General features: G+C 71.5%; 18 protein-coding genes. 13 read left to right on the top strand and 5 right to left on the bottom strand.

What is annotated here, in order from left to right; genetic code table 11:
• Positions 1-97: 97 nt before the first annotated feature.
• From WFI16_RS24375 to WFI16_RS24395, 5 genes are all read left to right on the top strand, one after another.
• Complete coding sequence (locus tag WFI16_RS24375; protein WP_419900460.1) at positions 98-1,681, top strand: ABC transporter substrate-binding protein; 1,584 nt, start codon at positions 98-100, stop codon at positions 1,679-1,681.
• Positions 1,681-2,448: an SDR family NAD(P)-dependent oxidoreductase gene (locus WFI16_RS24380; protein WP_419900461.1), complete on the top strand. Its 768-nt coding sequence runs from the start codon at positions 1,681-1,683 to the stop codon at positions 2,446-2,448. The genes WFI16_RS24375 and WFI16_RS24380 overlap by 1 nt, the downstream gene beginning before the upstream one ends.
• A gap of 10 nt (positions 2,449-2,458) precedes the next feature.
• On the top strand, positions 2,459-3,229 hold the full coding sequence (locus WFI16_RS24385) for an N-acyl homoserine lactonase family protein (RefSeq protein ID WP_419900462.1): 771 nt from the start codon (positions 2,459-2,461) through the stop codon (positions 3,227-3,229).
• A 14-nt stretch (positions 3,230-3,243) separates the two neighbouring features.
• Positions 3,244-4,656, top strand: coding sequence for a dipeptidase (locus WFI16_RS24390; protein ID WP_419900463.1), 1,413 nt, complete (start codon positions 3,244-3,246; stop codon positions 4,654-4,656).
• Positions 4,657-4,842: 186 nt separating this feature from the next.
• Positions 4,843-5,580 carry a prephenate dehydrogenase/arogenate dehydrogenase family protein gene (locus WFI16_RS24395; protein WP_419900464.1) on the top strand — a complete coding sequence of 246 codons (738 nt, stop codon included), beginning with the start codon at positions 4,843-4,845 and terminating at the stop codon, positions 5,578-5,580.
• Between the two features lie 219 nt (positions 5,581-5,799).
• Here the strand turns inward: WFI16_RS24395 and WFI16_RS24400 are convergent, their stop codons facing one another.
• The 3 genes from WFI16_RS24400 to WFI16_RS24410 form a co-directional block, all read right to left on the bottom strand.
• Positions 5,800-6,984 (bottom strand): nicotinate phosphoribosyltransferase, encoded by a 1,185-nt coding sequence (locus WFI16_RS24400; protein ID WP_419900465.1) that lies wholly within the window; start codon positions 6,982-6,984, stop codon positions 5,800-5,802.
• Between the two features lie 13 nt (positions 6,985-6,997).
• Positions 6,998-8,377 (bottom strand): class II 3-deoxy-7-phosphoheptulonate synthase, encoded by a 1,380-nt coding sequence (locus WFI16_RS24405; protein WP_419900466.1) that lies wholly within the window; start codon positions 8,375-8,377, stop codon positions 6,998-7,000.
• A 103-nt stretch (positions 8,378-8,480) separates the two neighbouring features.
• Entirely contained in the window at positions 8,481-10,058 is a 1,578-nt protein-coding gene (locus WFI16_RS24410; RefSeq protein ID WP_419900467.1) for an alkaline phosphatase D family protein, read from the bottom strand.
• A 215-nt stretch (positions 10,059-10,273) separates the two neighbouring features.
• On the opposite strand from WFI16_RS24410, the gene WFI16_RS24415 reads away from it, so the two are divergent.
• Positions 10,274-11,860, top strand: coding sequence for a GGDEF domain-containing protein (locus WFI16_RS24415; protein WP_419900468.1), 1,587 nt, complete (start codon positions 10,274-10,276; stop codon positions 11,858-11,860).
• A 51-nt stretch (positions 11,861-11,911) separates the two neighbouring features.
• Here the strand turns inward: WFI16_RS24415 and WFI16_RS24420 are convergent, their stop codons facing one another.
• A complete protein-coding gene (locus WFI16_RS24420) occupies positions 11,912-13,363 on the bottom strand; it encodes an N-acyl-D-amino-acid deacylase family protein (RefSeq protein WP_419900469.1) in 1,452 nt (483 codons plus the stop codon).
• A gap of 228 nt (positions 13,364-13,591) precedes the next feature.
• Between WFI16_RS24420 and WFI16_RS24425 the strand changes: the two genes are divergently transcribed.
• The 3 genes from WFI16_RS24425 (at position 13,592) to WFI16_RS24435 (ending at position 18,653) form a co-directional block, all read left to right on the top strand.
• Positions 13,592-14,362, top strand: a complete 771-nt coding sequence (locus tag WFI16_RS24425) for an IclR family transcriptional regulator (protein ID WP_419900470.1) — start codon at positions 13,592-13,594, stop codon at positions 14,360-14,362.
• Between the two features lie 139 nt (positions 14,363-14,501).
• Positions 14,502-16,874 (top strand): penicillin acylase family protein, encoded by a 2,373-nt coding sequence (locus WFI16_RS24430; protein WP_419900471.1) that lies wholly within the window; start codon positions 14,502-14,504, stop codon positions 16,872-16,874.
• Positions 16,875-17,027: 153 nt separating this feature from the next.
• Positions 17,028-18,653: an ABC transporter permease gene (locus WFI16_RS24435; RefSeq protein WP_419900472.1), complete on the top strand. Its 1,626-nt coding sequence runs from the start codon at positions 17,028-17,030 to the stop codon at positions 18,651-18,653.
• Positions 18,654-18,718: 65 nt separating this feature from the next.
• On the opposite strand, the gene WFI16_RS24440 is transcribed toward WFI16_RS24435, so the two are convergent.
• Complete coding sequence (locus WFI16_RS24440) at positions 18,719-19,783, bottom strand: glycosyltransferase family 4 protein (RefSeq protein WP_419900473.1); 1,065 nt, start codon at positions 19,781-19,783, stop codon at positions 18,719-18,721.
• Positions 19,784-19,915: 132 nt separating this feature from the next.
• Here WFI16_RS24440 and WFI16_RS24445 point away from each other — a divergent pair, with 132 nt between their 5' ends.
• The 4 genes from WFI16_RS24445 to WFI16_RS24460 all read left to right on the top strand — a co-directional run bounded on the left by WFI16_RS24445 (position 19,916) and on the right by WFI16_RS24460 (position 24,929).
• Positions 19,916-21,694, top strand: a complete 1,779-nt coding sequence (locus WFI16_RS24445) for an ABC transporter ATP-binding protein (protein ID WP_419900474.1) — start codon at positions 19,916-19,918, stop codon at positions 21,692-21,694.
• Between the two features lie 14 nt (positions 21,695-21,708).
• Positions 21,709-23,124, top strand: a complete 1,416-nt coding sequence (locus WFI16_RS24450) for an alpha,alpha-trehalose-phosphate synthase (UDP-forming) (RefSeq protein ID WP_419900475.1) — start codon at positions 21,709-21,711, stop codon at positions 23,122-23,124.
• A gap of 264 nt (positions 23,125-23,388) precedes the next feature.
• Positions 23,389-23,961, top strand: coding sequence for a nucleoside 2-deoxyribosyltransferase (locus WFI16_RS24455; protein WP_419900476.1), 573 nt, complete (start codon positions 23,389-23,391; stop codon positions 23,959-23,961).
• 44 nt (positions 23,962-24,005) lie between these two features.
• Positions 24,006-24,929 (top strand): ketopantoate reductase family protein, encoded by a 924-nt coding sequence (locus WFI16_RS24460; protein ID WP_419900477.1) that lies wholly within the window; start codon positions 24,006-24,008, stop codon positions 24,927-24,929.
• Positions 24,930-25,021 lie beyond the last annotated feature (92 nt).

The following is a 25,021-nucleotide window of genomic DNA, read 5'->3' on the forward strand; positions in this document are numbered from 1 at the left end:
CCAGGGACGGCGTCAAGCGCCCGTGATCGGCGGATTGACAGGGCTTCGGCTTGGGCGCGGGATGGCAACAACCGCCCCACCCGCAAGGCATCCGCCCATGTCGAGATTCCTCCCCACGGCGCTCGCCGCCCTGGCCCTGACTGCCGCCGCCCTCCCCGCCGCCCGGGCGCAGGAGCTGACCATCGGCATGCAGGGCGAGCCCGGCACGCTGGACCCGCAGTTCAACCTGCTGGGCACCAACACCTCGGCGCTGCGCAACATCTACGACACGCTGCTGTCGCGCGATCCGCAGCTGCAGCTGCGCCCCTCGCTGGCCGAGAGCTGGAAGGCGATCGACGACACCACCTGGGAATTCACCCTGCGCGAGGGCGTGCGCTTCCATGACGGCAGCCCGCTGACCGCCGAGGATGTGCGCTTCACCATCGCCCGCGTGCCCAACGTCCAGGGCAATCCGAACAGCTACGCCACCTACATCCAGGGCATCCGCGAGGTGCAGGTGGTCGATGCCCGCACCGTACGCTTCCTGACCGAGGGGCCGGTGCCGCTGCTGCCGGTCAACCTGTCCAACATCTTCATTCTTTCGTCGGCCAAGGGGCTGCGCAGCACCGCCGAGTTCAACAACGGCTCAGCGGCGATCGGCACCGGGCCCTATCGCCTGTCCTCCTGGCAGCCGGGGCAGCCGCTCGTGCTGGAGCGCAATGCCGGCTATTTCGACGCGCCGGCGCATTGGGCCCGCGTCAGCTTCCGGCCGATCCCGAGCGACGGGGCGCGGGTCGGCGCGCTGCTCTCCGGCGATGTCGACTTCATCAACGCCGTGCCGCTGCAGGACATCGCCCGGCTGGAGAAGAGCGAGGGCAGCCGCCGCTACCGCGTCTTCAGCGGCCCCTCGGCCTATGTCTACATGCTGTTCCCCGAGCTCGGGCGCGAGCCGCTGCCGGGCGTGCGCGACGCCCAGGGGCAGCCGCTGCCGCGCAACCCCTGGAAGGATGCGCGGGTGCGCGAGGCGGTCTCGCTCGCCATCAACCGCCAGGCCATCGTCGACCGGCTGATGGAAGGCCGCGCCCGCGTCGCCAACCAGGCGGTGCCGGAGGGCTTCTTCGGCCATTCCGCGCGCATCGCCCCGGCCCGCTTCGACGCCGAGCGCGCCCGCACCCTGCTGCGCGAGGCCGGCTATCCGAACGGTTTCCAGACCAGCCTGGCCTGCCCGAACGACCGCTTCGTCAATGACAGCAAGATCTGCGAGGCGGCGGCGCAGCAGCTGCAGCGCGTCGGCATCCGCGTCGAGCTGAACGCCCTGCCGCGCGCCACCTTCTTCCCCGCCCGCGCCCGCCGCGAATGGCCGCTGCACGCCGCCGGCTGGGGCAGCCTGACCGGCGAGAGCAGCTACTTCCTGACCAGCCAGGTGCACACGCCGGACCGCGCCCAGGGGCTCGGCGCCATCAACTATTCCGGCCTGTCCGACCCGGCGATCGACGCGCTGATCCAGCGCGCGCGCCGCACCCTCGACGAGGGCCAGCGCCGCGCCCTGCTGGAGGAGGCGATGGAGAAGACCATGGCGGCGAACGAGATCATCCCGATCCTGACCTTCGAATCCGTCTGGGCCGGCCGCGCCGACCGCGTCAGCTTCACGCCGCGCGGCGACGAGGAGACGCTGGCCATCGAAATCCGGCCGGCCCGCTGATGCCCGTCGCCATCGACCTCTCGGGCCGCCGCGCGCTGGTCACCGGCGCCGGCACCGAGGGCATCGGCCGCGCCACCGCCCGGCTGCTGGCCGAGGCCGGCGCCCGCGTCGCCATCCACCACCTGGCCGAGCCAGAGGCGGCCGCCGCGCTCGCCGCCGAATGCGGCGGCGTGGCGCTGCAGGCCGATCTCGGCGATGCGGCCGCCGCCGGGGCGCTGGCGCATCGCGCGGCCGAGGCGCTGGGCGGGCTCGACATCCTGGTCAGCAATGCCGGGATGCTGCTGCGCAAGCCGCTGGCCGAGACCAGCGACGCGGACTTCGCCCGCGTCCATGCGGTCAACCTGGGCGGCGCCTTCGCGCTGGCGCGGGAGGCGGCCGGGATCATGCGGACGAGCGGCCAGGGCGGGCGGATCGTCTTCACCTCCTCGGTCAACCAGTGGATGCCCAATCCCGGCCTGGTCGCCTATGGCAGCGCCAAGGGCGGGCTGATGCAGCTGGCCCGCCAGATGGCGCTGGAGCTGGCGGCCGAGGGCATCACGGTGAACCTCGTCGCCCCCGGCACCATCGAGACCGACTTCAACCGCCGGGCGCTGGCCGACCCGGCCTGGCGGGCGCAGAAGATGGCCCTGATCCCGGCGGCGCGGATCGGCGGGCCGGGCGACGTGGCCGGCGCCGTGCTGTTCCTGGCCAGCGATTTCTCATCCTATGTCACCGGCAGCACCATCATCGTCGATGGCGGGCTCAGCCTGATGGGGATGCGGCCGTGAGCGACCCGTCATGAGCGACCTGTGGGAGGCCTATGCGCTGCGCTTCGCCCTCGACCCCGACCGGCTGGCGGCGCGCAGCTTTCTCGGGGGCGCCGGCGGCGAGGCGAAGGCGCCCTTCGCCTACCATGCCTTCCTGTTGCGCGGGCCGCTGGGCTGGGTGGCGGTCGACACGGCGGCGGATGCACAAGCCTGCGCCGACTACGCCAAGCCGCTGGAAGGCACCCTGCCGGAGGCTTTCGCCACGCTCGGCATCGATCCGGGCGCGGTGAAGCATGTGGTGCAGACCCATCTGCACTGGGACCATGCCGGCCAGCCCGGCCTGTTCCCGCAGGCCAGCTTCCACATGCAGGCCCGCGAGATGGCCTATGTCACCGGCCCGGCGATGCGGCACGACGCGCTGCGCGCCGGCTACCGGGCGGCGGACATCGCCGCCCATGTCGCGCTGCTGCACCAGGGCCGGATGCGGCTGCATGACGGCACGGTCGAGCTCGCCCCCGGCCTGACGCTGCACCATGCCGGCGGGCATACCGACGGGCTGCAATTCCTGCGGCTGCGCACCCGGCGCGGCTGGATGGTGCTGGCCGGCGACACCGTGCCGCTGCGCGAGCATCTGGCGCGGCGCATCCCCTTCCCGGCGCTCTACCATGTGGGCGATGCGCTAGACGCCTTCGACGCGGTCGAGGCCCTGGCCGACAGCCCGGCGCTGATCATCCCGGCCCACGACCCCTGGGTGCTGGCGGCGCATCCGCGCCTGACGCCACACCTCGCCCGCCTGGACTGAGGATTCTTGTCGCGATGAGCCAAGCTGTTGCCGATCGTCTGGTCGCCGATCAGGAAGCCATCCTGGAGCGGCTGAAGGCGCTGCTGCGCCTGCCCAGCGTCAGCACCGATCCCGCCTATGCCGCCGGCATGCAGGCGACGCGCGAATTCCTGCTGGCCCGCCTGACCGCGCTCGGGTTGCAGAAGGTGCAGCTGCTGGAGGGCGGCGGCCAGCCGGCGGTGTATGGCGAATGGCTGGGCGCGCCCGGCCGGCCCACCATCATCGTCTATGGCCATTACGACGTGCAGCCGCCCGACCCGCTCGACCAGTGGGTCACGCCGCCCTTCGAGCCCACGATCCGCGACGGCCGCCTCTATGCCCGCGGCGCCTCCGACGTGAAGGGCTCGACGCTGATCGCCGTCGAGACCGTCGGCGCCTTCCTGGCGGTCGAGGGCGGCTGCCCGGTCAACATCAAGTTCTTCCTCGAAGGCGAGGAGGAGACCGGCAGCCCCAGCATCCGCCGCCTGATCGAGACCCACCGCGCGCTGCTGGCGGCGGATGCCGTGCTCTCGGCCGATGGCGGCCGCGCCAGCACCACCATCCCGACGCTGAACACCGGCTCGCGGGGGTTGTGCAAGCTGGAGGTCACCCTCCGCTCGGCGCAGAAGGACATGCATTCGGGCCGCTATGGCGGCGCCGTGCGCAACGCCCTGCACGAGCTGGCCCGGCTGGTCACCAGCCTGCATGACGAAGCGGGCCGCATCCTGGTCCCCGGTTTCGACAGCGACGCCACGCCGCTGACCAACCGCGACCGGGCCGACGCGGCGGAACTGGCCGGCGATGATTCGCTGTTCTACGGCAGCGTCGGCGCCACGCCGCATGGCGACCCGGCCTATGCGGTGCGTGAGCGCGTCACGCTGCGGCCCTCGATCGACGTCAACGGGATGTGGGGCGGCTATACCGGCGCCGGCAGCAAGACCGTCATCGCCGGCGAGGCGCATGCCAAGATCACCGCCCGCCTGGTGCCCGGCCAGGATCCGGACGCCGCGCGGCAGAAGATCCTCGACCACCTGCAGGCGCAGTGCCCGGCCGGCGTGACGCTGGACTTCTCGCCGCCCGGCGGCAATTCGCCCGCCTCCACCCTGCCCGACGGCCATCCGCTGCTGGTCGCGGCCGAGGCGGTGGTGCGCCAGACCCTGGGCCGCGCCCCGGCGCGGGCGCGCATCGGCGGCACCCTGCCGATCACCGGCATCTTCCAGGAGATGCTGGGCATCGACACGCTGATGTTCGGCTTCGCCATGCCGGACGAGGATGTCCATGCGCCGAACGAGTTTTTCCGGCTTTCCTCGCTGGAGGACGGCCTCAGGGCCTGGCCGCTGCTGCTGAGCCAGCTGGGCGAGGCCGGGGCGGATGCGTTCAGGCCCTGGCGCAAGCCGCCGACCGCTTGACGCGCGGCCGCCGCAGGGGCCATCATCCCGGCGATGACCGCGACCGCGCCCCTGCCGCGCCTGTATTACCGCCGCTCCTCATAACGAGCGGCCCGGTCTGATCTGTCCTGATCGAACGAAGCCGCCGCAGGGCGGCTTTTTCGTGCGAGCGACAACCCTGCGGTGGCCCCCAGCCCCGAGGGTTCCATGTCCAGCCACCATCGCAAGCGACCCCAGATCGGTCTGATCGGCCTCGGCGCCTTCGGCGCCTTCTGCCTTCCGCATCTGGAACGGCTCGGCCCCGTGCTGGGCCATGACCCGGCCCGGCCCGACAGCGCCCCGCTGGCCGAGGCCGCCTCCCGGCCGGTGGTCATCCTGGCCGTCCCCGTCGCCCGCCTGGCCGAGGCCGCCCGCGCCATCGCCCCGCATCTGCGGCCCGGCGCCCTGGTCATCGAGGTCTGCTCGATCAAGACCCATCCACTGGCCGTGCTGCGCGCGGCGCTGCCCGCCCATGTCGAGCTGCTCGGCACCCACCCGCTGTTCGGCCCGCAATCCGGCCGCGACGGGATCGAGGGGCTGCGGATGGTGTTGTGCCCCGGCGGCGCCCCCAGCCCCCGCGCCCGCCTGGCCGCCCGGATGCTGCGCCGGCTCGGCCTGGCCGTGGTGTCGATGACCCCCGAGGAGCACGATCGCCAGATGGCCTGGGTCCAGGGCCTGACCCATCTGGTGGCGCGCCTGGTCTCCGGCCTGGAGATGCCCGCCCTGCCCCATACCACCGCCAGCTTCGACCACCTGATCCGCGCCACCGCCATGGTGTCGCAGGACAGCGAGGCGCTGTTCCGCACGATCACCGAGGACAACCCCTTCGTGGCCGAGGTGAAGGCGCAGCTGCTGGAGAAAGCGACAGCGTTGTTCGAAGAGAAGACAGTGCAGCTGGCAGCTTGAAGGGAAGCATCGGGTAGGTCGGGGGAATGAATTCCCCCGAACCCCCATCTTTTTTCTGTCTGCTGGCGGTGGGACGCCAAACACAAAAACAGCGCGACCTCAAAGGTCGCGCTGCCGCCGGGCCGTTTCATCGACCGTCGTCACCTGGACACGGCAATCCGACAGAAAAAAGAAGGGGTCCAGGGGAATTCATTCCCCTGGCCTGCCCCGGTCTTCTCGTCAGTTGCTGTTCGGCTTCTTCCGCTCACCATTCCGGTGCAGCAGGAACTCGCGTCCCAGCTTCACCCGGGCGACGCCGTCATAGGAGACGATGTCCGCCGTGGCGTAGGTCTCGCTCCAGGTATTGGGGATGAAGCTGCCGGTGCCCACCACGTCGACGGGGGCCTTGGCCTCGTTCATCACCCGGCACTTGGTCACGCCGAAGCCGGAGGAGGCGACGATCCTGACCTTGGGGAAGCCGGCCTCGTCCAGCGCCTCGCGGATGCGCCAGATGGCGGCGGCCGAGACGCCGGTGCCGACCAGGTGGCGCAGCTCGGTCTCCGAGCGGTAGCGGCGGATGGCGCCGGGGACATGGCGTTCCAGCACCGCATAGGAGGCGGCGGGGTCGAGGCCTTCGAGGAAGCGGCCGCCATGCGTGTCCAGCCGGACCGAGAGCCGGCCGGCGGCGGCGAGCTCGGGGAAGCGCTGGCAGACGCCGAGCGTGTCGGTGACCTCGCGGCCGAAATAGTCGACCAGCACGGTCAGCGTCTCGTCCGGGAAGGTCTCGTGGAACATCTCGGCGGCGCGGACGGTGCTGCGGGCATAGCCGATCAGGGCATGCGGCATGGTGCCGAAGCCGCGCGGCTGGCCGAACCAGTGGGCCGTCGAGTCATTGGCATTGCCGATGAAGCCCTTGGCGCCTTCGCGCTGCGCGGCGGCGCTGCCGACGGCGGCGGCATAGGCCATCATCTCCTGCATCTCGGCGCCGGCGCAGTGCCGCGCCTCCATGGCCAGGAAGGCGGCGCCGGGCAGTTCCAGGCACATCTGGTAGGCATTGTGCGCGGCGACGCAGGGCGGGCCCAGCTTCTGCAGGTAGAGGGTCTCGAGATCGGCCAGCTCGGTGAAGCAGCCGGTCAAATAGAGCAGCGGATCGCCGGCGCCGACCCACTCGCCCTCCTTGTGCATCAGCTCAATCTCGATCGCGATGCCACGCGCGGCGGCGACCTTGGTCAGCCAGTCGATCATCAGCCGCGGCGCCGAGACCACCGGGCGGCGCAGGAAGACGGCATAGGTGACGCGCACATCGCCGAAGCGCTGCACGATCGCCTTGGTGCGGTTGAAATAGGCGTCGGTCTGCCGGGCGATCTCCTGATCGCCCAGCGGACCGGCCGCCGCATGGTCGTCGCGCGGCGGCACGGCATCCATCACCGCGACATCCTCACTGCGCGGCCAGCAGCGGAAGGGTGGCGCCCTCGGGGCGGCGCGCCTTCAGCTCCTCGGCCACCAGGAAGGCCAGTTCCAGCGCCTGCTCGGCATTCAGCCGGGGGTCGCAGAAGGTGGCGTAATTGGCCGAGAGATCGGCCTCCGACAGCTGGTGGGCGCCGCCGATGCATTCGGTGACGTCGCTGCCGGTCATCTCGACATGCACGCCGCCGGCCCAGGTGCCCTCGGCCTGGTGCGCGTCGAAGAAGCCGCGCAGCTCGGCCAGGATGGCGTCGAAGGAGCGGGTCTTGTAGCTGCCGGCGGTGTGGGTGTTGCCGTGCATCGGGTCGGAGATCCAGACCACCTCGCGGCCCGCCCGCTTCACCGCGCGCAGCAGCGGCGGCAGCTTGTCGGCCACCTTGGCGGCGCCCATGCGGCTGATCAGCGTCAGCCGGCCCGGGATGTTCTCCGGGTTCAGGATTTCCGTGAGCTTCACCAGCTCGTCGGGATCGGTCGAGGGGCCGACCTTCAGGCCCAGCGGGTTCTTCACGCCGCGCAGGAACTCGACATGGGCGCCGTCCGGCTGGCGGGTGCGGTCGCCGATCCACAGGAAGTGGGCCGAGCAGGCGTACCAGTCGCCGGTGGTGCTGTCGACGCGGGTCAGCGCCTGCTCATAGGGCAGCAGCAGCGCCTCGTGGCTGGTGTAGAAATCGGTCTCGCGCACCTGCGGCGCTTCCGACATGCCGCAGGCGGCCATGAAGCGCAGCGTCTCGTCGATGCGGGCGGTGAGGTCGCGGTAGCGCTCGGCCAGCGGCGAGCGCTGCACGAAGCCCAGGTTCCAGCGATGCACCTCGTGCAGGTCGGCATAGCCGCCGGTGGCGAAGGCGCGCAGCAGGTTCAGCGTGCCGGCCGACTGCATATAGGCGAATTCCATCCGCGACGGGTCGGGGATGCGGGCCTCGGCGGTGAATTCCGGCCCGTTGATGATGTCGCCGCGATAGGAGGGCAGCGTGGTGCCCGCCACCGTCTCGGTGTCGGAGGAGCGCGGCTTGGCGAACTGCCCGGCCATGCGGCCGAGCTTCACCACCGGCAGGCTGCCGCCGAAGGTCAGCACGACGGCCATCTGCAGCAGCACGCGGAAGGTGTCGCGGATCGGGTTGGCGCGGAAATCGGCGAAACTCTCGGCACAGTCGCCGCCCTGCAGCACGAAGGCCCGCCCCTGGCCGGCTTTCGCCAGGGACTGCTGCAGCCGCCGGGCCTCGCCTGCAAAAACGAGCGGCGGAAAGCTCGCGAGCCGGGATTCCATGGCATTCAGCCTGGCCTGGTCCGGATAATCCGGCACCTGCCGGATGGGCATTTCGCGCCAGCTTCCGGGCTGCCACCCGCGCACCGTCATGACACTAGCTTCCTCAGCACTATTTTTGGCCGGCCAGGATAGACCGGTCCACCGTGACAGGGCTACCACCCGTTGCCGCCGGCGCAAACCAGTCTCGTGCCGGTCAGGCCGGATTCAGTGCAGCCCTGCCATGCTCGACCGCGAAATGGCCCCGCTCCTCGCGCGCGGCGCCGGGGCGGCTGACCTCGGCGACGGCGCGGAAGCGGGCGGTCAGCACCGCCTCGGTCACCTCGTGCAGGGTGTAGCCGCGGCGGTTGTTGAAGAAGGCCAGATGCGGGTTGCGCGCCAGGATGCGGGGCGTGGCCGGCGTCTGCTCCGAGCCGTCGCCGCCGGAGCTGATCGAGGTGGCGGTGAACTCCACCCCCACGGCGCCGCGCTCCGGCCGGGCGAAATCGCGCAGCAGCGTCCCCGCCCAGGCGGCATGGACGTCGCCGGAGACCACCGCCAGGCCCTGCAGCCCGCTCTCCTGCGCCGCGGCGAAGAGGCGGTCGCGCGCCGCCGGATAGCCGTCCCACTTGTCCATGGCATAGCGCGGCGCCTCGCTGCCGGTGTCGCGCTGCAGCATCGGCACCTGCTGCGCCAGCAGCGACCAGCGGGCGCGGCCGGGGCGCAGGCGCCCGGCCAGCCAGGCCTCCTGCGCCGGGCCGATCATCTGCGCCGCCGGGTCGTCGCGCGCCGGGCAGCTGGCGGCGGTGGCGCCGCCGCAGGGCTGGCGGGTGCGGAAGCTGCGGGTGTCGAGCACCGAGACCTCCAGCAGCCGGCCGAAGCGCAGGCCGCGATAGGCCAGGATCTCCGGCCCGCGCGGCAGCTGGCTGGGGCGCAGCGGCATGTGCTCGTACCAGGCCTGGAAGGCAGCCTGCTTGCGCAGGGCGAAGAGCTCGGGCGGCACCGCCGGCCGGTCGCGGCGGCTGCCATCCTCCTCCGAGAAGGGGCCGGCCCAGTCGTTGTCGACCTCATGGTCGTCGAAGGACGGCAGGAAGGGATGCGCCGCCTGCGCCGCCGCCAGGTCCGGGTCCAGCTTGTAGAGGGCGTAGCGGTTCCGATAGGCCTCGAGCGAATAGACCTCGGCCGAGTTGTGCCGCCGCGGCTGGCCGCCGCGCGGCCCGCCCTCGTAGATGTAGTCGCCATAGTGGAAGACGAAGTCCAGATCGTCCTCCTCGGCGACGTGCCGCCAGGCGCTGAAGAAGCCATGCTCGTAGTTCTGGCAGCCGGCATTGACGAAGCGCAGCCGGCCCGGCGCCGCCTCGGCCGCCGGGGCGGTGCGGGTGCGGCCCACCGGCGACTCCCAGCCGCCGGCGCGGAAGCGGTAATGGAAGGAAGACCCGGCCGGCAGGCCGGTCAGCTCGACATGCAGCGAATGCCCGAGCTCCGGCCGGGCCAGCGCCTCGCCCTGGCGGAGGATCCTCTGGAAGGCAGCATCCTCGGCCAGCTCCCAGGTGACCGGCACCGCCAGCATCGGCATGCCGCCGCCCTCCAGCGGCGCCGGCGCCAGCCGGGTCCACAGCACCATCCCGTCCGGCCAGGGATCGCCCGAGGCGACGCCGAGCGTGAAGGGGCTGGTCGCGAAACGCGGCTGCGCCCAGGCCCGGCGAGGGGCGGCCGGCTGCAGCGCCGCCAGCGCCGCCATCCCCCGCCCCGCCACCAGCAGGCCGCGCCGCGACAGCGTCAGAATCTCGCGCACCCGGCTGTCCATCATCGATCCCCCGCAGGCCTCCGCCGCCATCCGGCGCAGGCTAGTCGCTGATCGACGGGCCGTCGCTGACCGTGGCGTGACATCTGCCTCATCGGCGGCCGCGGCCCGGCGGGAAGCGGTGGCGTAACGGCTGGCACACCGCCGGGATTCGATGATAAGGTGCCGCCGCGCCCCCTCGCACGCCACTCTCATTCCGCCGGACCATGCCGCAGGCCGAGCCACGCCGCCCGTCCGCCGAGCCTGCCCCTGCCGCCGGGACGCTGCGGTCCGGGCTGCGGCGCCCTGCCGGCCGCCCCGTCGAGCGGGGCGAGCGGCTGACCCTCTGGCTCGGCCTGCTGCTGCCGCTCTGCTTCGCCGCGCTCTGCGCCATCCAGGTCTGGGAGCTGCGGCGCGACGCCTGGCAGAAGGCCGAGCGCAACGCGCAGAACCTGCTGGCCCTGGCCGGCCGCGACATCATGCGCCAGATCGATCTCTATGACCGCGCGCTGCAGGGGGTGGCGGCCAATCTGGCCGATCGCGGCGACAGCGAGCTGCCGCGGCCACTGCCCGGCCAGCTGCTCTTCGCGCCGGCCGCGGCGACCACGCATCTGGGCAGCATCGTGGTGATGGATGCCAAAGGCGAGATCGTCGCCAGCTCCGACCCGGGGGCCGGCAGCCGGCGCGACTTCTCCGCCCATCACTTCTTCCTCCGCCACGCGGCCGACCCTGCGGCGGGGCTGCAGATCAGCCACCCCTTCCCCGACCGCTACCAGCAGGACCATCTGATCGCGCTCAGCCGCCGCATCCCCACCGCCGATGGCAGCTTCGCCGGCGTCGTGGTCGGCACGCTGCGCCTGGCCTATCTGCGCGACCTGCTCGGCGGCATGGAGATCGGCCGCGCCAGCACGATCAACCTGTTCGCCGCCGACGGCACGCTGATCTACCGCAGCCCGGCCGGCGGCGCGCAGCCGGGGCTCGACCTGTCGCGGGCGCCGACGGTGCGCCGCACGATGTCCACGCCGAAGGGGGTTTTCATCGGCACCGCGGCGATCGACGAGGTGCAGCGGCTCTACAGCTTCACCCGCCTGGGCGAATGGCCGCTGATCCTGAACGTCGCCGTCGCCACCGAGGAAATCCTGCGCGAATGGCGGGAGCATGCGACCTGGATCGGGCTGGCGGTCGGGCTGCTGTCGCTGATCATGGCGGCGCTGCTGCTGCGGCTGCGGCAGGAGCTGCGGCTGCGCCGCGCCGCCGAGGCGCTGGCCCTGGCCGAGGGCGCGCGCCTGGCCGAGCTGTCGGAGACCGACGCCCTGACCGGGCTCGGCAACCGCCGGCGGCTGGACCGGCTGATGGCGCTGGAATGGGCGCGGCTGCAGCGCCAGGCGCAGCCGCTGGCGATGATCATGCTCGACATCGACCACTTCAAGGCCTTCAATGACAGCCAGGGCCATCCGGCGGGCGATGCCGTGCTGTGCAGCCTGGCCGACTGCATCCGCGCCGCCATCCGCCCCGATGTCGACCTGGCCGCGCGCTATGGCGGCGAGGAATTCGCTGTCCTGCTGCCGGAGATGCCAATGGAGGGCGCGCTGCGCATCGCCGCGCGCATCCAGTCGCAGCTGCTGCGGCTGGACCTGCCGCATCCGGCGGCGCCGGGCGGGCGGGTGACCGTCAGCCTCGGCGTCGCCGCCCGCATCCCCGCCCCCGGCACCGCCGCCGACATGCTGCTGCGCGCCGCCGATGCCGCCCTCTACGAGGCCAAGCACCGGGGGCGCGACCGCATCGCCAGCGCGGCCGAGGGCCTGGTGGCCTGAGGCGAAAGCCGCGGGAAGGCCGCCGCGCGCGATCCCGCCCGCCGGCGCGGCCTAGCGGTTGCGGGTGACCAGCCGCCCCGGCTTCTCGCCCGTCTCCTTGCCCTGCGCGAAGGTCGCCACGCCATTGGCCCAGACCTGCTCGATGCCCAGGCTCATCTGCACCGGCTCCTCGAAGGTGGCGTTGTCGATCACCGTCGCCGGATCGAACAGCACCAGGTCGGCATAGGCGCCCTCGCGGATCACGCCGCGGTCGACCATGCCGAAGATCGCGGCGCTGCGGCCGGTCATCTTGTGCACCGCCGTCTCCATGTCGAACAGGCCGAGCTGGCGCGAATACAGGCCGAGCACCCGCGGGAAGGTGCCCCAGAGGCGCGGATGCGGCTTCTCGTCATGCGGCAGCCCGTCCGAGCCGATCACCGAGAGCGGATGGCGCATGATGCGGCGCACATCCTCCTCGTCCATCTGGAACATGACGCAGCCGGCGGGCAGCAGCCGCTCGGCGGCGAGCCGCACATCGGTGTTCCAGCCGCGCGCGATCTCGGAGAGGTCCTTGCCGGCCATCTCCGGATGCGGCACCGACCAGGTGACGACGGTGCGGATATCGGCGCGGATGCGGTCCGGCATCAGCACGGTGGAGCCGGCCGGATAGGGATACATGTCGAAGGCCAGCTCCTGCATCGAGGCCGCCGCCTCGATCAGCGCCAGGGTCTGCACCGAGCGGCCGTAATTCTCCGGCATCGAGCATTTGTGGTGGCTGATATGCACCGGCACGCCGACGCGCTTGCCGATCGCCAGCGTCTCCTCGATCGAGGCCAGGATATGGTCGGCCTCGTCGCGCATGTGGCTGGTGTAGAGCCCGTCGGTGGTGCGCAGCGCCTCGGCCACCGCGATCACCTCCTCGGTCGTCGCCGCCTTGTTCAGCGGGTAGAACAGGCCGGTGGAAAAGCCGGAGGCGCCTTCCAGCAGCGACTGCTTCAGCCGCCCGTGCATCCGCTGGATTTCCTTGTCGGTCGCCACGCGATGCACGTCGCCGGCCATGGCTTCCACGCGCATCGTCTGGTGGCCGACCAGGGCATAGGTGTTCACCTCGCTGCCCTGCTTCTTCAGCGCCTGCGCGTAGTCGCCGAAACTGTCGAAGGTCCACCACTGCTCGTCGCCCAGCAGGTCGAGCGGCGCCGGCGGGCGCTTCTGGGTGTGGCGCATCGGCGCCAGGCTGACGCCGCAATTGCCCACCACCACGGTGGTGACGCCCTGGCTGATCTTGCACAGCGTGCAGGAGGGGCCGCAGAGCACGGCGCGGTCGTCATGCGTGTGCGCGTCGATGAAGCCCGGCGCGAGCGCCTTGCCGGTCGCGATCACCTCGCGGTCGGCGCTGGCGCCGCCGAGGTCGCCCACGCCGACGATCCGGTCGCCCGTCACCCCGACATCGCCGATCCGGCGCGGCGCGCCGGTGCCGTCGAAGATGGTCGCATCGCGGATGATCAGGTCGCAGCGCAGGGCCATGGGGCCGGTCTCCAGAAATCGAACGACAGGCTTCCGGACGGTGGAAAAGCGCCGGCCGGAAGGGCGGCAGGGCCGCGATCATGCCCCTCTCCGGGCAGGCACGAAAGACGGCCCTGGCATCGTGACGACCGATGCGTGACGGTTTTTCCCCGGCACGCTCCCGCTTGCGGCTTGCGTCCCCCGCGCCGCGGCCGCAAACCCCCCCCCGGGGAGGAGGAGGCGCCCGCGATGTCAGACGACCGGCTGTTCGTGCAGTCCCTGCAGAAGGGGCTGGCGCTGCTCGAGGCCTTCTCCCGCCAGCCGGGCGAGCTCAGCCTGAACGAGCTGGCGGCACTCTCCGGCATCGACCGCAGCTCGGCGCAGCGGATGGCGCATACCCTGCTGAAGCTCGGCTACCTGGAGCGCGGCGCCAATGGCCGCGGCTACACGCCCGGCCGCAAGATCCTCGACCGCAGCTTCGACTTCCTGCGCTCCCGCCCGCTGATCGAGCGCGCGACGCCGGTGATCATCGAGCTGCAGCGCAGCACCGGCGAGCGCGTCGACCTCAGCCTGTTCGACGGCACCAGCATCGTCTATGCGCTGCGCCGGCAGAGCAAGCGCGAGACCTTCTTCGCGACCCTGGCGGGACGGCGGCTGGCCAGCTTCATCACCTCCGGCGGCCGCGCCTGCATGGCGCATCTGCCGCGCGACGAGGTCGCCGCCATGCTGGCGCGTGCCGATATCCGCCCGGCGACACCGAAGACCCTGCTCGACCCCGACGCCATCATGGCGCGCATCGACCAGGCGCGGCGCGAGGGCTACAGCGTCGTGCTGGAGGAGATGCTGATCGGCGAGGTCGTCGTCGGCGCCGCCATCCTCGACCAGCAGGGCCGGCCGGTCGGCGCCATCCATGTCGCCGGCTCGCTGTCCGAATGGCCGCCGGCGCGCTTCACCGCCCGCTTCGCGCCGCTCGCCATCGAGGCGGCGCGGGCGCTCAGCGGCGGCAGCGGGCTGCGCTGATCCCCCTGTCCCGCCGGGGCCGGCGGGGGATTTTCGACCGATCGGTAGCGCCTTGCGATATTCGCCGGGCGGCCGGATTGCACGGCAGGAGGCAGGCTTCTAGCTTCCCCGGCTCTGCCGATTGGGAATGCGCTCCGCCATGAACGACACCGACGCTCCGCCCGCCCCGACCCTGCCCGGCGAGACGATCCGGCTGCGCGGGCTGCAGGCGCCGGCCTCGATCCATGTCGACCGCTGGGGCATCCCGCATCTGCGGGCGGCGAACGAGGCCGACCTGTTCTTCCTGCAGGGCTTCAACGCGGCGCGCGACCGGCTTTGGCAGATCGACCTGTGGCGCAAGCGGGGCCTTGGCCTGCTCGCCGCCGATTTCGGCCCCGGCTTCCTGGCGCAGGACCGCGCCAGCCGCCTGTTTCTCTATCGCGGCGACATGGAGGCGGAGTTCGCTGCCTACGCGCCCGATGCGAAACAGATCTGCGAAGCCTTCGTCGCCGGCATCAACGCCTTCGTCGGGCTGGTCGAGGCCGAGCCCGCCCGCCTGCCGGCGGAGTTCCGCGCGCTCGGCACCCGGCCGGCGCGCTGGGCGGCGGAAGACGTCGTGCGCATCCGCAGCCACAGCCTGACCCGCAACGCGCTCTCCGAGGTGCTGCGCGGCATCGTGCTGTCGAAGGCCGACCTGGCCACCGACCTGCTGCGCAAGAACCTCGAGCCGATGGTCGAGCCGGTGCGGCCCGAGGGGCTCGACCTCTCGAGCCTCGGCACCGAGGTGCTGACCCAGTTCAAGCTGGCCACCGCCGCCGTCACCTTCTCGCCCGAGCGCCTGGCGGCGCCGCTCGAGGACTGGCGCCGCTGGACCGGGCTGACCGATCTCGGCGAGGTGGTGATGGGCGCCGAGATGGAGGGGTCGAACAACTGGGCGATCCATGGCAGCCGCAGCGAGAGCGGCCGGCCGATCCTGGCTTCCGACCCGCACCGCGCCCATGCCGCACCCTCGCTGCGCTACATCGTGCATCTCGACAGCCCGGGCTTCAACGCCATCGGCGCCGGCGAGCCGGCGGTGCCCGGCATCTCCATCGGCCATAACGGCACGGCGGCCTTCGCGCTGACCATCCATGGCGCCGACCAGGAGGACGTCTATGTCTACGAGACGGCCGAGGGCGACCGCGATGCCTACCGCCACGGCGACGGCTTCGCCCGGATGGAGCTGGTGCGCGACAGCTTCGCGGTGAAGGGCCATCCGGACCAGGTGCTGACGCTGCGCTTCACCCGGCACGGCCCGGTGATCGCCGAGGACCTCGCCGCCCGCCGGGCGGTCGCCATCCGCACCGTCTGGTCGATGCCCGGCTCGGCGCCCTATCTCGCCAGCCTGGCCTCGATGCGCGCCACTTCGCTCGAGGAATTCCGCACGGCGATGCGGCGCTGGGGCACGCCCTCGGTCAACAAGGTCTATGCCGATACCAGCGGCACCATCGCCTGGACGCCCGCCGGCTACGCCCCGCAGCGGCCGAACTGGGACGGGCTGCTGCCGGTCCCCGGCGACGGGCGCTACGAGTGGTCCGGCCTGCTCGACCCGGCGCAGCACCCCTGGCGCGTCGATCCGCTGGACGGCTTCGTGCACAGCGCCAACGAGCAGAACCTGCCGGCCGACTGGAACCACGCCGAGAAGACCTATGGCTACGAATGGACCGAGGCGTCGCGCGCCACCCGCATCCGCGAGGCGCTGACCCGCGGCCCGCTGCTGACGCTGGCCGACTGCACCGCGCTGCAGACCGATGTCCTCTCCATCCCGGCGCGCCGGCTCTGCGCCCTGCTGCTCGCCCTGCCGCGCGGCGCGGCGCCCGAGCTCTGGGCGGCGCAGACCCTGCTGGAGGACTGGGACTTCCGCCTGGCCGCCGACAGCGCCGCCGCCGCCCTGTTCGAGGTCTTCCTGACCAAGCACCTGAAGCCCAGGCTGCTGGCCGCCCTGGTGCCCGACGCGGCGCTGCGGCCGCTGCTGCTGCCGCAGGACATGGAGAGCCTGCTGCGGGTGCTGGAGCAGCCCGACGCCCGCCTGCCCGCCGCCGCCCGCGACGCCCTGCTGGCCGACTGCCTGAAGGCCGCCTTCCACGATTGCGAGGCCCGCATGGGCGTCTGCCCGAGCGGCTGGAGCTGGGGCCGGCTGCACCATGGCTATTTCGCGCATGCCCTGCAGGGGCTGACCGCCGAGACCGCGACGCTCGATGTCGGCCCCTTCCCGGTCGGCGGCAGCGCGCAGACGCCGATGCACACCGGCTACCGCCCCGGCGACTTCCGCTGCACCTTCGGCGCCTCGGTGCGGCTGGTGATGGATGTCGGCGAATGGGACAACAGCCTCTGCATCAACGCTCCCGGCCAGTCCGGCGACCCCGCCTCGCCGCACTACGCCGACTTGGCGCCGCACTGGGCCCAGGGCGACTACGTGCCGATGCTCTATTCGCGCGAGGCCGTGGACCGGATGGAGATGCAGCGGATCGAGCTGCTTCCCCTCGCTGACTGAGGGGACGGGCCGGGGGCCGGATCCCCCCGGCTCCTCCCCTCCGGTCTGATTTCTGGCAGCCCCTTCCCTCCCCCGCGGATGCGAGGCATTTTCACCCTCGTGTCCATGACCTCTCTCACGGCCGTCGCTCCGGCCCTTCCGCCGCGGCGGCGCGTGCCGCTCTGGGCCCGGTCCGGCTGGCTGATCGCCGCCCTGGTGGCGCTGCCGGTGCTGGCGGTGCTGGCCAATGCCGCCTGGCCGCTGCTCTCCGGCCAGGGGGCCGGACAGGTCTGGCACCATATCGTGCAGACCAACCTGCTGCCCTATCTCTGGAACTCGCTGCAGCTCGGGCTGCTGGTGGCGGCGATGGCTGGTGCCGCGGGCGTCGGCTGCGCCTGGCTGGTCACCGCCTGCCGCTTCCCGGGGCGCAAGTCGCTGGAGGTGGCGCTGCTGCTGCCGGTGGCCATGCCGGCCTATGTCTGCGGCTATCTCTACACCTGGCTGCTGGATTCGGCCGGGCCGGTGCAGAGCCTGGTGCGCGACCTGACCGGGCTGCGCTGGGGCCAGTACTGGTTCCCCGAGGTGCGCAGCCTGCCGGGGGCGGCGGTGATGCTGGCGGCGGTGCTCTACCCCTATGTCTATCTGCTCTGCCGGGCCGCCTTCCTGCAGCAGAGCACCTGCCTGATCGAGGCCTCGCGCACCCTCGGCCTGTCGCTGCCGCGGACCTTCTTCCGCGTGGCGCTGCCGCTGGCGCGGCCGGCGCTCGCCGCGGGGATCGGCCTGGTGCTGATGGAGACGCTGGCCGATTTCGGCACGGTCGATTATTTCGCCGTCCGCACCTTCACCACCGGCATCTACGAGGCCTGGTTCGGCATGGGCGACCGCGGCGCCGCCAGCCAGCTCGCCGCCTGCCTGATGGGGGTGGTGGCGCTGCTGCTGCTGGCCGAGCACGCCTCGCGCGGCGGCCGCCGCTATCACCCGACGACGACGCGCACCCCGCCGCTGCGCCCGCACGAGCTGCGCGGCTGGAAGGGCTGGGCGGCGACGCTGGCCTGCGCCCTGCCGCTGGTGGTGGGCTTCGTCATCCCGGCCGGCGGGCTGTTTCATTTGATGCTGGCCAATGGCGACGCGCTGGAGCCGGCCAACTTCCTGCCCTTCGCCCGCAATTCGCTGCTGCTGGCCAGCGTCACCGCGCTGATCGGCGTGGCGCTGGCGGCGCTGCTGGGCTGGGGGGTGCGGCTCTATCCCTCGACCCTGGCGCGCGGCGCCAACCGCTTCGCCGGCCTCGGCTATGCGGTGCCGGGCTCGGTGATCGCGGTGGGCACGCTGGTGCCCTTCGGGCTGATCGACAATGCGGTGGATGGCTGGGCGCGCGCCCAGCTCGGCTTCTCCACCGGGCTGCTGCTGTCGGGTACCATGGTGGCGCTGGTCTTCGCCTATCTGGTGCGCTTCCTGGCGGTCGGCCAGTCGGCGGTGGAATCCGGCCTGTCGCGGCTGCAGCCCAGCCTGCTGCAGGCGGCGCGCACGCTGGGCCATGGCCCCGGCGCCGCCATCGCCCGGGTCGAGGCGCCGCTCGCCCGCGGCGCGCTGCTAACCGGCGCCGTGCTGATCTTCGTCGACACCATGAAGGAGCTGCCGGCGACGCTGATCGTCCGCCCCTTCGACCTCGATACGCTGGCGGTGCGCGTCCACAACCTGGCCGCCGACGAGCGCCTGGCCGAGGCCAGCACCGCCGCGCTGCTGATCGTCGCGGTCGGCCTGCTGCCGGTGCTGGTGCTGGTCCGGGCGATGCGCCGCTGAGGCCATGAAAAAGGCCGGGGAGCTTGCGCCCCCCGGCCTGGTATCCCTTGTCGCCGGCGGCCGGCTCAGTTGCCGCCGTTGACCGCCCGCAGCTGCGGCTTCTGCTTCTCGGCGATCAGCTGCTCATAGAGAGCAACATAATCCTCGGCCATGCGGCGCGAGGTGAAGCGCTGCTCGAAGCGGGCGCGCACCTTGGCGCGGTCCAGCTCCGGGATGCGGGCGACGGCGGCGACCGCCTCGTCCTCGTTGTCGATGACGAAGCCGGTCAGCCCGTCCTCCATCACCTCGGGCACCGAGCCGCGGCGCATGGCGATCACCGGCGTGCCGCAGGCCATGGCCTCGATCATCACCAGGCCGAAGGGCTCCGGCCAGTCGATCGGGAACAGCAGCGCATGGGCGCCGGAGAGGAATTCCGGCTTCTGGTCGTCGTTGATCTCGCCGATATACTCGACATGGTCCTGCGTCATCAGCGGCGCGATGACCCGGTCGTAATAGGCGCGGTCGGCATCGTCGATCTTGGCGGCGACCTTCAGCTTCACCCCGGCGCGGGCGGCGATGCGGATGGCGCGATCCAGCCCCTTCTCCGGCGAGACGCGGCCGAGGAAGGCGAAATACTTCTGCTCGACCGGCTGCGGCGTCAGCCGGTCCTTCGGCATGCCGTGCAGGATGGTGCGCGCCCAGTTCAGCTTCGGGATCGGCAGCCGCTGATGGTCGGAGATCGAGACGTAAGGCGTATGGCCATAGGTCTCGTAGATCATCTTGAACTCGGGCAGGTCGAGCCGGCCGTGCAGCGTGGTCACGAAGGGCACGCGCTGGCGGTCGAGCAGGCCGAGCGGGAAATAGTCGATATGCGAATGGATCACATCGAACTCATGCGCGCGCTGGCCGATGATCTCGACCATGCGCATGTAGTGCGCGACCCAGTCCTTGACCGAGGGATCGAGGCGCAGCGCCTGGTCGCGCATCGCCGCCAGCCGGGCCGTGGTGATCGAATCGCCGCTGGCGAAGAGGGTCACCTCATGGCCCATCGCCACCAGCTCCTCGGTCAGCGAGGAGACGACGCGCTCGGTGCCGCCGTAGAGCTTGGGAGGCACGGCTTCGAACAGCGGCGATATTTGAGCGATACGCATGAACGCGATCCCTTTTCTCAGGCAGATCACAGCTTCTATTTAAAACAGGGCCGCGCTTGACTTGAACGGCTCAGCCGTACCCTTATTTCATCCTCAACGTACAAATTCATTATGGCGAAAAGTGGGCTGGCTTTGACCGTCTCCAGGACCCTCCCCTCGGGCTTCGGCTTCCTGCTCCGCCATGCCGCTGCGCACAAGGCTGGCCATGCCCTGGTGTTCGGCGCGGTGCTGGCCGCGGTGCTCTGCGGCGTCGCCACGCAATACGGGCTGAAACACCTGATCGATCTGGTGGCCCCCGGCCCTGCCGCCACCGACACCTCTGCCGTCTGGACCGCCTTCGCCGCGCTGGTCGTGCTGATCGCCGCCGACAACCTGCTCTGGCGGCTCGGCGGCTGGTCGGCCACCCGCAGCTTCACCCGCGTCGCCGGCGACATCCGCTGCGGCCTCTTCGCGCACCTGGCCGGCCACAGCCCGGGCTATTTCGCCGACCGGCTGCCGGGGGCGCTGTCCGCCCGTCTCTCCGCCACCGCCCAGGCCGCCTTCGCGCTGGAGAACACCCTGGCCTGGAGCGTCGTGCCGCCGGTCGCCGCGGTGCTCGGCGCCATCGCCATCGCCGCCGTGGTCTCCTGGCCGCTGGCGGCGGCGCTGGCCGTCGCGGCCCTGGCCATCGGCCTCTACATGCACCGGCTGGCGAAGCGCGGCGGCCCGCTGCACCGCGAGCATGCCGGCCGCGCCGCCGCCGTCGATGGCGAGCTGGTCGATGTCGTCGGCAATATCGGCGTGATGCGGGCCTTCGGCGCCACGCTGCGCGAGAAACAGCGGCTCTCCGGCTTCGTCGAGGCGGAGATCGCCACCCACCGCGCCAGCCTGTTCTACATGGAATGGCTGCGCACCATCCATGCGCTGCTGACCGTCGGCCTCACCGCGGGCGTGCTCGCCGCCGGCCTGATGCTGTGGCAGCGCGGCGAGGCCAGCGTCGGCGACGTGGCGCTGCTGGCGACGCTGTCGCTGACCATCCTGAACGGCACCCGCGACATCGCCGTCGCCCTGGTCGAGCTGACCCAGCAGCTGGCCCGGCTGGAGGAGGCGATCGGCACCCTGCTGCTGCCGCACGCGCTGCAGGACGCGCCGGATGCCAGGCCGCTGCAGCCCGGCCCCGGTGCCGTCGAGTTCCAGGAGGTCCGCTTCGCCTATCCGGGACGTGACATCGTGCTCGACGGGCTCGACCTCGCCATCCCGCCCGGCCAGCGCGTCGGGCTGGTCGGCTATTCCGGCGCCGGCAAGACCACGGTGCTGGCGCTGCTGCAGCGTTTCTGGGATCCCGATTCGGGCCGCGTGCTGATCGACGGCCAGGATATTTCTGCTCTGACCCAGGACAGCCTGCCCGCGGCCATGGCCGTGGTGCCGCAGGACACCGCGCTGTTTCATCGAAGCGTCATGGACAATATCCGCTATGGCCGCCCGGAAGCGACCGATGCCGAGGTGCTGCGCGCCGCCGAGATGGCGCAGTGCCGCGACTTCATCGAGGCGCTGCCGGAAGGCTACGCCACCATCGTCGGCAACCGCGGCGTCAAGCTCTCGGGCGGGCAAAGACAACGGCTTGCCATCGCCCGCGCCCTGCTGAAGGACGCGCCGATCCTGCTGCTGGACGAGGCGACCAGCGCGCTGGACAGCGAGAGCGAGCGGCAGATCCAGGCCGCCCTCGACAGCCTGATGCGCGGCCGCACCGTCATCGCCGTCGCGCATCGCCTGTCGACGCTCCAAAATTTCGACAGAATCATCGTCATGAATCGGGGTCGGATCGTGGAGGACGGCCCTCCGAGCGAGCTGGCCCAGCGCCACGGTCCGTATCGAGACCTGCTGCTGCAGCAGCATTCCGGCGTCCTGCCGGAACTGCCGGAGGCGGCCTGAAGGGATAGCCGCGCATGTCGCGACTGGTCGTGGTTTCCAACCGTGTCGCCCCGATCACCGAGGGCGAGCCGACCGCCGGTGGCCTGGCCGCGGGCGTGATGGACGCGCTGCGCCACACCGGCGGGCTGTGGTTCGGCTGGTCCGGCCAGACCGTGCCCGACGTGGTCCCGGCCGAGAGCCTGCTGCCCGGCCACCCGCCGATGGTCGCCCATTCCGGCCCGGTCACCCTCTACACCACCGACCTGACGCAGCGGGACTACAATGAATACTACCGCGGCTTCGCCAACGGCACGCTCTGGCCGATCCTGCACTACCAGACCGCGCTGGCCCGCTTCGACTGGGCCGAGTTCCAGGGCTATCGCCGCGTCAACCGCCACTTCGCCCACCACCTGACCTCGCTGGTCGGGCCGCAGGACGTCATCTGGGCGCATGACTACCACCTGCTCTGCCTGGCCGAGGAGCTGCGCGCCCAGGGCCTGAAGAACCGCATGGGCCTGTTCCTGCACACCCCCTGGCCGGCGCCCGCCGTGCTGATGACGGTGCCCGCCCATGCCGAGCTGGTGCGCGCGCTCTGCCAGTTCGACCTGATCGGCTTCCAGACCGAGGGCGACCGTTTGGCCTTCGCCGACTATGTCCGCCGCGAGCTCGGCGGCGAGGAATTCCCCGGCGGCGTGGTCGCGGCGCATGGCCGGCTGATCCGCACCGGCGTCTATCCGATCGGCGTGCATGTCGATCCGCTGCGCGCCGAGGCGGTGGCCGGCGCCGACCACCCGCAGATGGCCGCCCTCAACCGCGCCGTCGACGACCGCGCCCTGATCATGAGCGTCGAGCGCCTGGACTATTCCAAGGGCCTGCGCCAGCGCTTCGCCGCCTATGAGCGTTTCCTGGCTAACCACCCGTCCTGGCACCGCCGCGTCGAATACCTGCAGATCGCCCCGCCCTCGCGCTCCGACGTCGAGGCCTACCAGACGATCCGCCGCGAGCTGGAAGGCGAGGCCGGCCGCATCAACGGCCGCTTCGCCGAGCTCGACTGGACGCCGCTGCGCTACCTGAACCGCAGCTTCCCGCGCAAGGCGCTGATGCCGCTCTACGCCGCCGCCCAGGTCGGCCTGGTCACCCCGCTGCGCGACGGCATGAACCTGGTCGCCAAGGAATACGTGGCCGCCCAGGACCCCGTGGACCCCGGCGTGCTCGTCCTGTCGCAATTCGCCGGCGCCGCCCGCGAGCTCGACGCCGCCCTGCTGGTGAACCCGCATGACGAGGCCGGCGTCGCCGCCGCGCTGGACCAGGCGCTCTCCATGTCGCGGGAGGAACGCCAGGAACGCCACGCCTCGATGATGAAGGTGATGCGCTTCAACAGCCTGGAGCGCTGGCGCGACCGCTTCGAGGCGGATCTGCGGGCCTTGGCCATGGTCGAGCAGGCGGCCTGAAAGAGCGAAGACAGGGTTTAAGGTCGGGGGAATGAATTCCCCCGAGCCCTCTTCTTTTTTCTATTCATTGGCCGTTTGAAGATCAGCGCCTTTGCCGGCTGCGGCACCAGGGTGTCTCGGTGGCCCGCAGCGTGCGCTGACAGGTTGCGCTGCGGCGGGGCCGGGCCACCTCCCGTCGCCCCATGGACATGGCGATCTGAAAGAAACAGGGATTTCATGCCCCTGGCCTTTGAAGGTCTTTCTCGCCTTTGTCAGAATAAGGCCATGAAGATCTACCTGGCCGGCCCTGACGTTTTCCTGCCCGATGCCCTGGAGATGGCCGCCCGCAAGAAGGCCCTCTGCGCGCAACATGGCGCGGTGGGCGTCTTCCCCCTGGATGCCATCGACGACCCGGCCGCCGACGCGGCGCAAGAACGCTTCTTCGAGATCTATCTCCGCAACGAGGCGCATATCCGTGCCTGCGACGCGCTGATCGCCAACCTCACCCCCTTCCGCGGCCCCTCCGCCGATGCCGGCACCGTCTATGAGCTGGGCTTCATGCGAGCGCTGGGGCGGCCGGTCGCCGGCTACACCAATGACGGGCGCGACTTTCTCGCGCGCAGCCGGGCTTTCCTCGGCGACGGCGTGGCGCCGCGGCCGGAGAGCGGCTGGGTGGATGCCGAGGGGCTGCATCTCGAGGATTTCGGCCGCACCGACAATCTGATGATCGATGGCGGCATCCAGGCCTCCGGCGGGCCGCTGGTGGTCCGCGCCGTGCCGCAGGCCGAGCGCTGGCGCGATCTTGCCGGCTTCGAGGCTTGCGTGGCCGCGCTGATGCGGGGGAGGCTGCCGGGCTGAGGCGCCCGTCCCGAGGCGTCCGGGACAGAGGGAGTGACGACGCCATGGCACGCATCGCGATTCTGGGCTGCGGGGCGATGGGCTCGGTCTATGCCGGCCTCTTCGCCGCCGCCGGGCACGAGGTGCTGGCCTTCGACGCCTGGCCCGAGCACGTCGCCGCCATGAACCGCGACGGCTTGCGGGTCGAGGGCGCTTCCGGCGACCGGGTGGTGCGGGTCAGCGCGGCGACCACCACCGAGGGCGCGACGCCCGTGGACCTGGTGGTGCTGGCGACCAAGGCGCGCGACGTCGCCACCGCCGCCCGCGCCATCCCGCCGCTGCTCGGGCCGGGCAGCAGCGTGCTGACCATCCAGAACGGGCTGGGCAGCAGCGAGGCCCTGGCCGCGGCGCTCCCCGGCGCCCATGTGGTCGCCGGCATCGCCGGCGGCTTCGGCGCCTCGCTGAAGGGGCCGGGCCACGCGCATCACAACGGCATGGAGAAGGTGCGGATCGGCGAGCTGGCGGGACCGGCGACCGACCGGCTGCGGGCCATCGCGGCGCTTTGGGAGGCGGCCGGCTTCCGCGTCGCCGCCGAGGACGACATCGCCCGGCTGACCTGGGAGAAGCTGATCTGCAACGTCACCTATTCGGCGGTCTGCGCGCTGTCGGGCAAGACCATCGGCGGCGTGATGGCCGACCCCGACCTCTGGCCCGTGGCCCGCGCCGCCGGTGTCGAGGCCTGGACGGTGGCGAAGGCCCGCGGCGTGCCGATCACGGTCGACGACCCGGTGCGGCACATCACCAGCTTCGGACAGGCCATCCCGGATGCCCGGCCCTCCCTGCTGCTCGATCATCTCGCGCAGCGGAAGAGCGAGATCGACGCGATCAACGGATCGATCCCGCGTGAGGCGCAGAAGGCCGGCATCGCCGCGCCGGTGAACGCCACCCTGGTCGGGCTGGTGCGGGCGCGCGAGGCCGGCTTCGCCTGACTTCTGCGTCATGCGCCGCTTTGCGCGGGCCGGCCCCGGGCCAGGCCGCGCGCCGCCGGCTATGGTCCGCTGCCTCCGCCCGATGCCCCGCC

The organism is Roseomonas sp. USHLN139, from assembly GCF_037145735.1.
Taxonomy (GTDB): Bacteria; Pseudomonadota; Alphaproteobacteria; order Acetobacterales; family Acetobacteraceae; genus Pseudoroseomonas.

What these genes read in the sequence shown, in the direction of transcription:
- WFI16_RS24375 (WP_419900460.1), top strand. Translation starts at nt 98, where the DNA reads ATGTCGAGATTCCTCCCCACGGCGCTCGCCGCCCTGGCCCTGACTGCC.
- WFI16_RS24380 (WP_419900461.1), top strand. Translation starts at nt 1,681, where the DNA reads ATGCCCGTCGCCATCGACCTCTCGGGCCGCCGCGCGCTGGTCACCGGC.
- WFI16_RS24385 (WP_419900462.1), top strand. Translation starts at nt 2,459, where the DNA reads ATGAGCGACCTGTGGGAGGCCTATGCGCTGCGCTTCGCCCTCGACCCC.
- WFI16_RS24390 (WP_419900463.1), top strand. Translation starts at nt 3,244, where the DNA reads ATGAGCCAAGCTGTTGCCGATCGTCTGGTCGCCGATCAGGAAGCCATC.
- WFI16_RS24395 (WP_419900464.1), top strand. Translation starts at nt 4,843, where the DNA reads ATGTCCAGCCACCATCGCAAGCGACCCCAGATCGGTCTGATCGGCCTC.
- WFI16_RS24400 (WP_419900465.1), bottom strand. Translation starts at nt 6,984, where the DNA reads ATGGATGCCGTGCCGCCGCGCGACGACCATGCGGCGGCCGGTCCGCTG.
- WFI16_RS24405 (WP_419900466.1), bottom strand. Translation starts at nt 8,377, where the DNA reads ATGACGGTGCGCGGGTGGCAGCCCGGAAGCTGGCGCGAAATGCCCATC.
- WFI16_RS24415 (WP_419900468.1), top strand. Translation starts at nt 10,274, where the DNA reads ATGCCGCAGGCCGAGCCACGCCGCCCGTCCGCCGAGCCTGCCCCTGCC.
- WFI16_RS24420 (WP_419900469.1), bottom strand. Translation starts at nt 13,363, where the DNA reads ATGGCCCTGCGCTGCGACCTGATCATCCGCGATGCGACCATCTTCGAC.
- WFI16_RS24425 (WP_419900470.1), top strand. Translation starts at nt 13,592, where the DNA reads ATGTCAGACGACCGGCTGTTCGTGCAGTCCCTGCAGAAGGGGCTGGCG.
- WFI16_RS24430 (WP_419900471.1), top strand. Translation starts at nt 14,502, where the DNA reads ATGAACGACACCGACGCTCCGCCCGCCCCGACCCTGCCCGGCGAGACG.
- WFI16_RS24440 (WP_419900473.1), bottom strand. Translation starts at nt 19,783, where the DNA reads ATGCGTATCGCTCAAATATCGCCGCTGTTCGAAGCCGTGCCTCCCAAG.
- WFI16_RS24450 (WP_419900475.1), top strand. Translation starts at nt 21,709, where the DNA reads ATGTCGCGACTGGTCGTGGTTTCCAACCGTGTCGCCCCGATCACCGAG.
- WFI16_RS24455 (WP_419900476.1), top strand. Translation starts at nt 23,389, where the DNA reads ATGAAGATCTACCTGGCCGGCCCTGACGTTTTCCTGCCCGATGCCCTG.
- WFI16_RS24460 (WP_419900477.1), top strand. Translation starts at nt 24,006, where the DNA reads ATGGCACGCATCGCGATTCTGGGCTGCGGGGCGATGGGCTCGGTCTAT.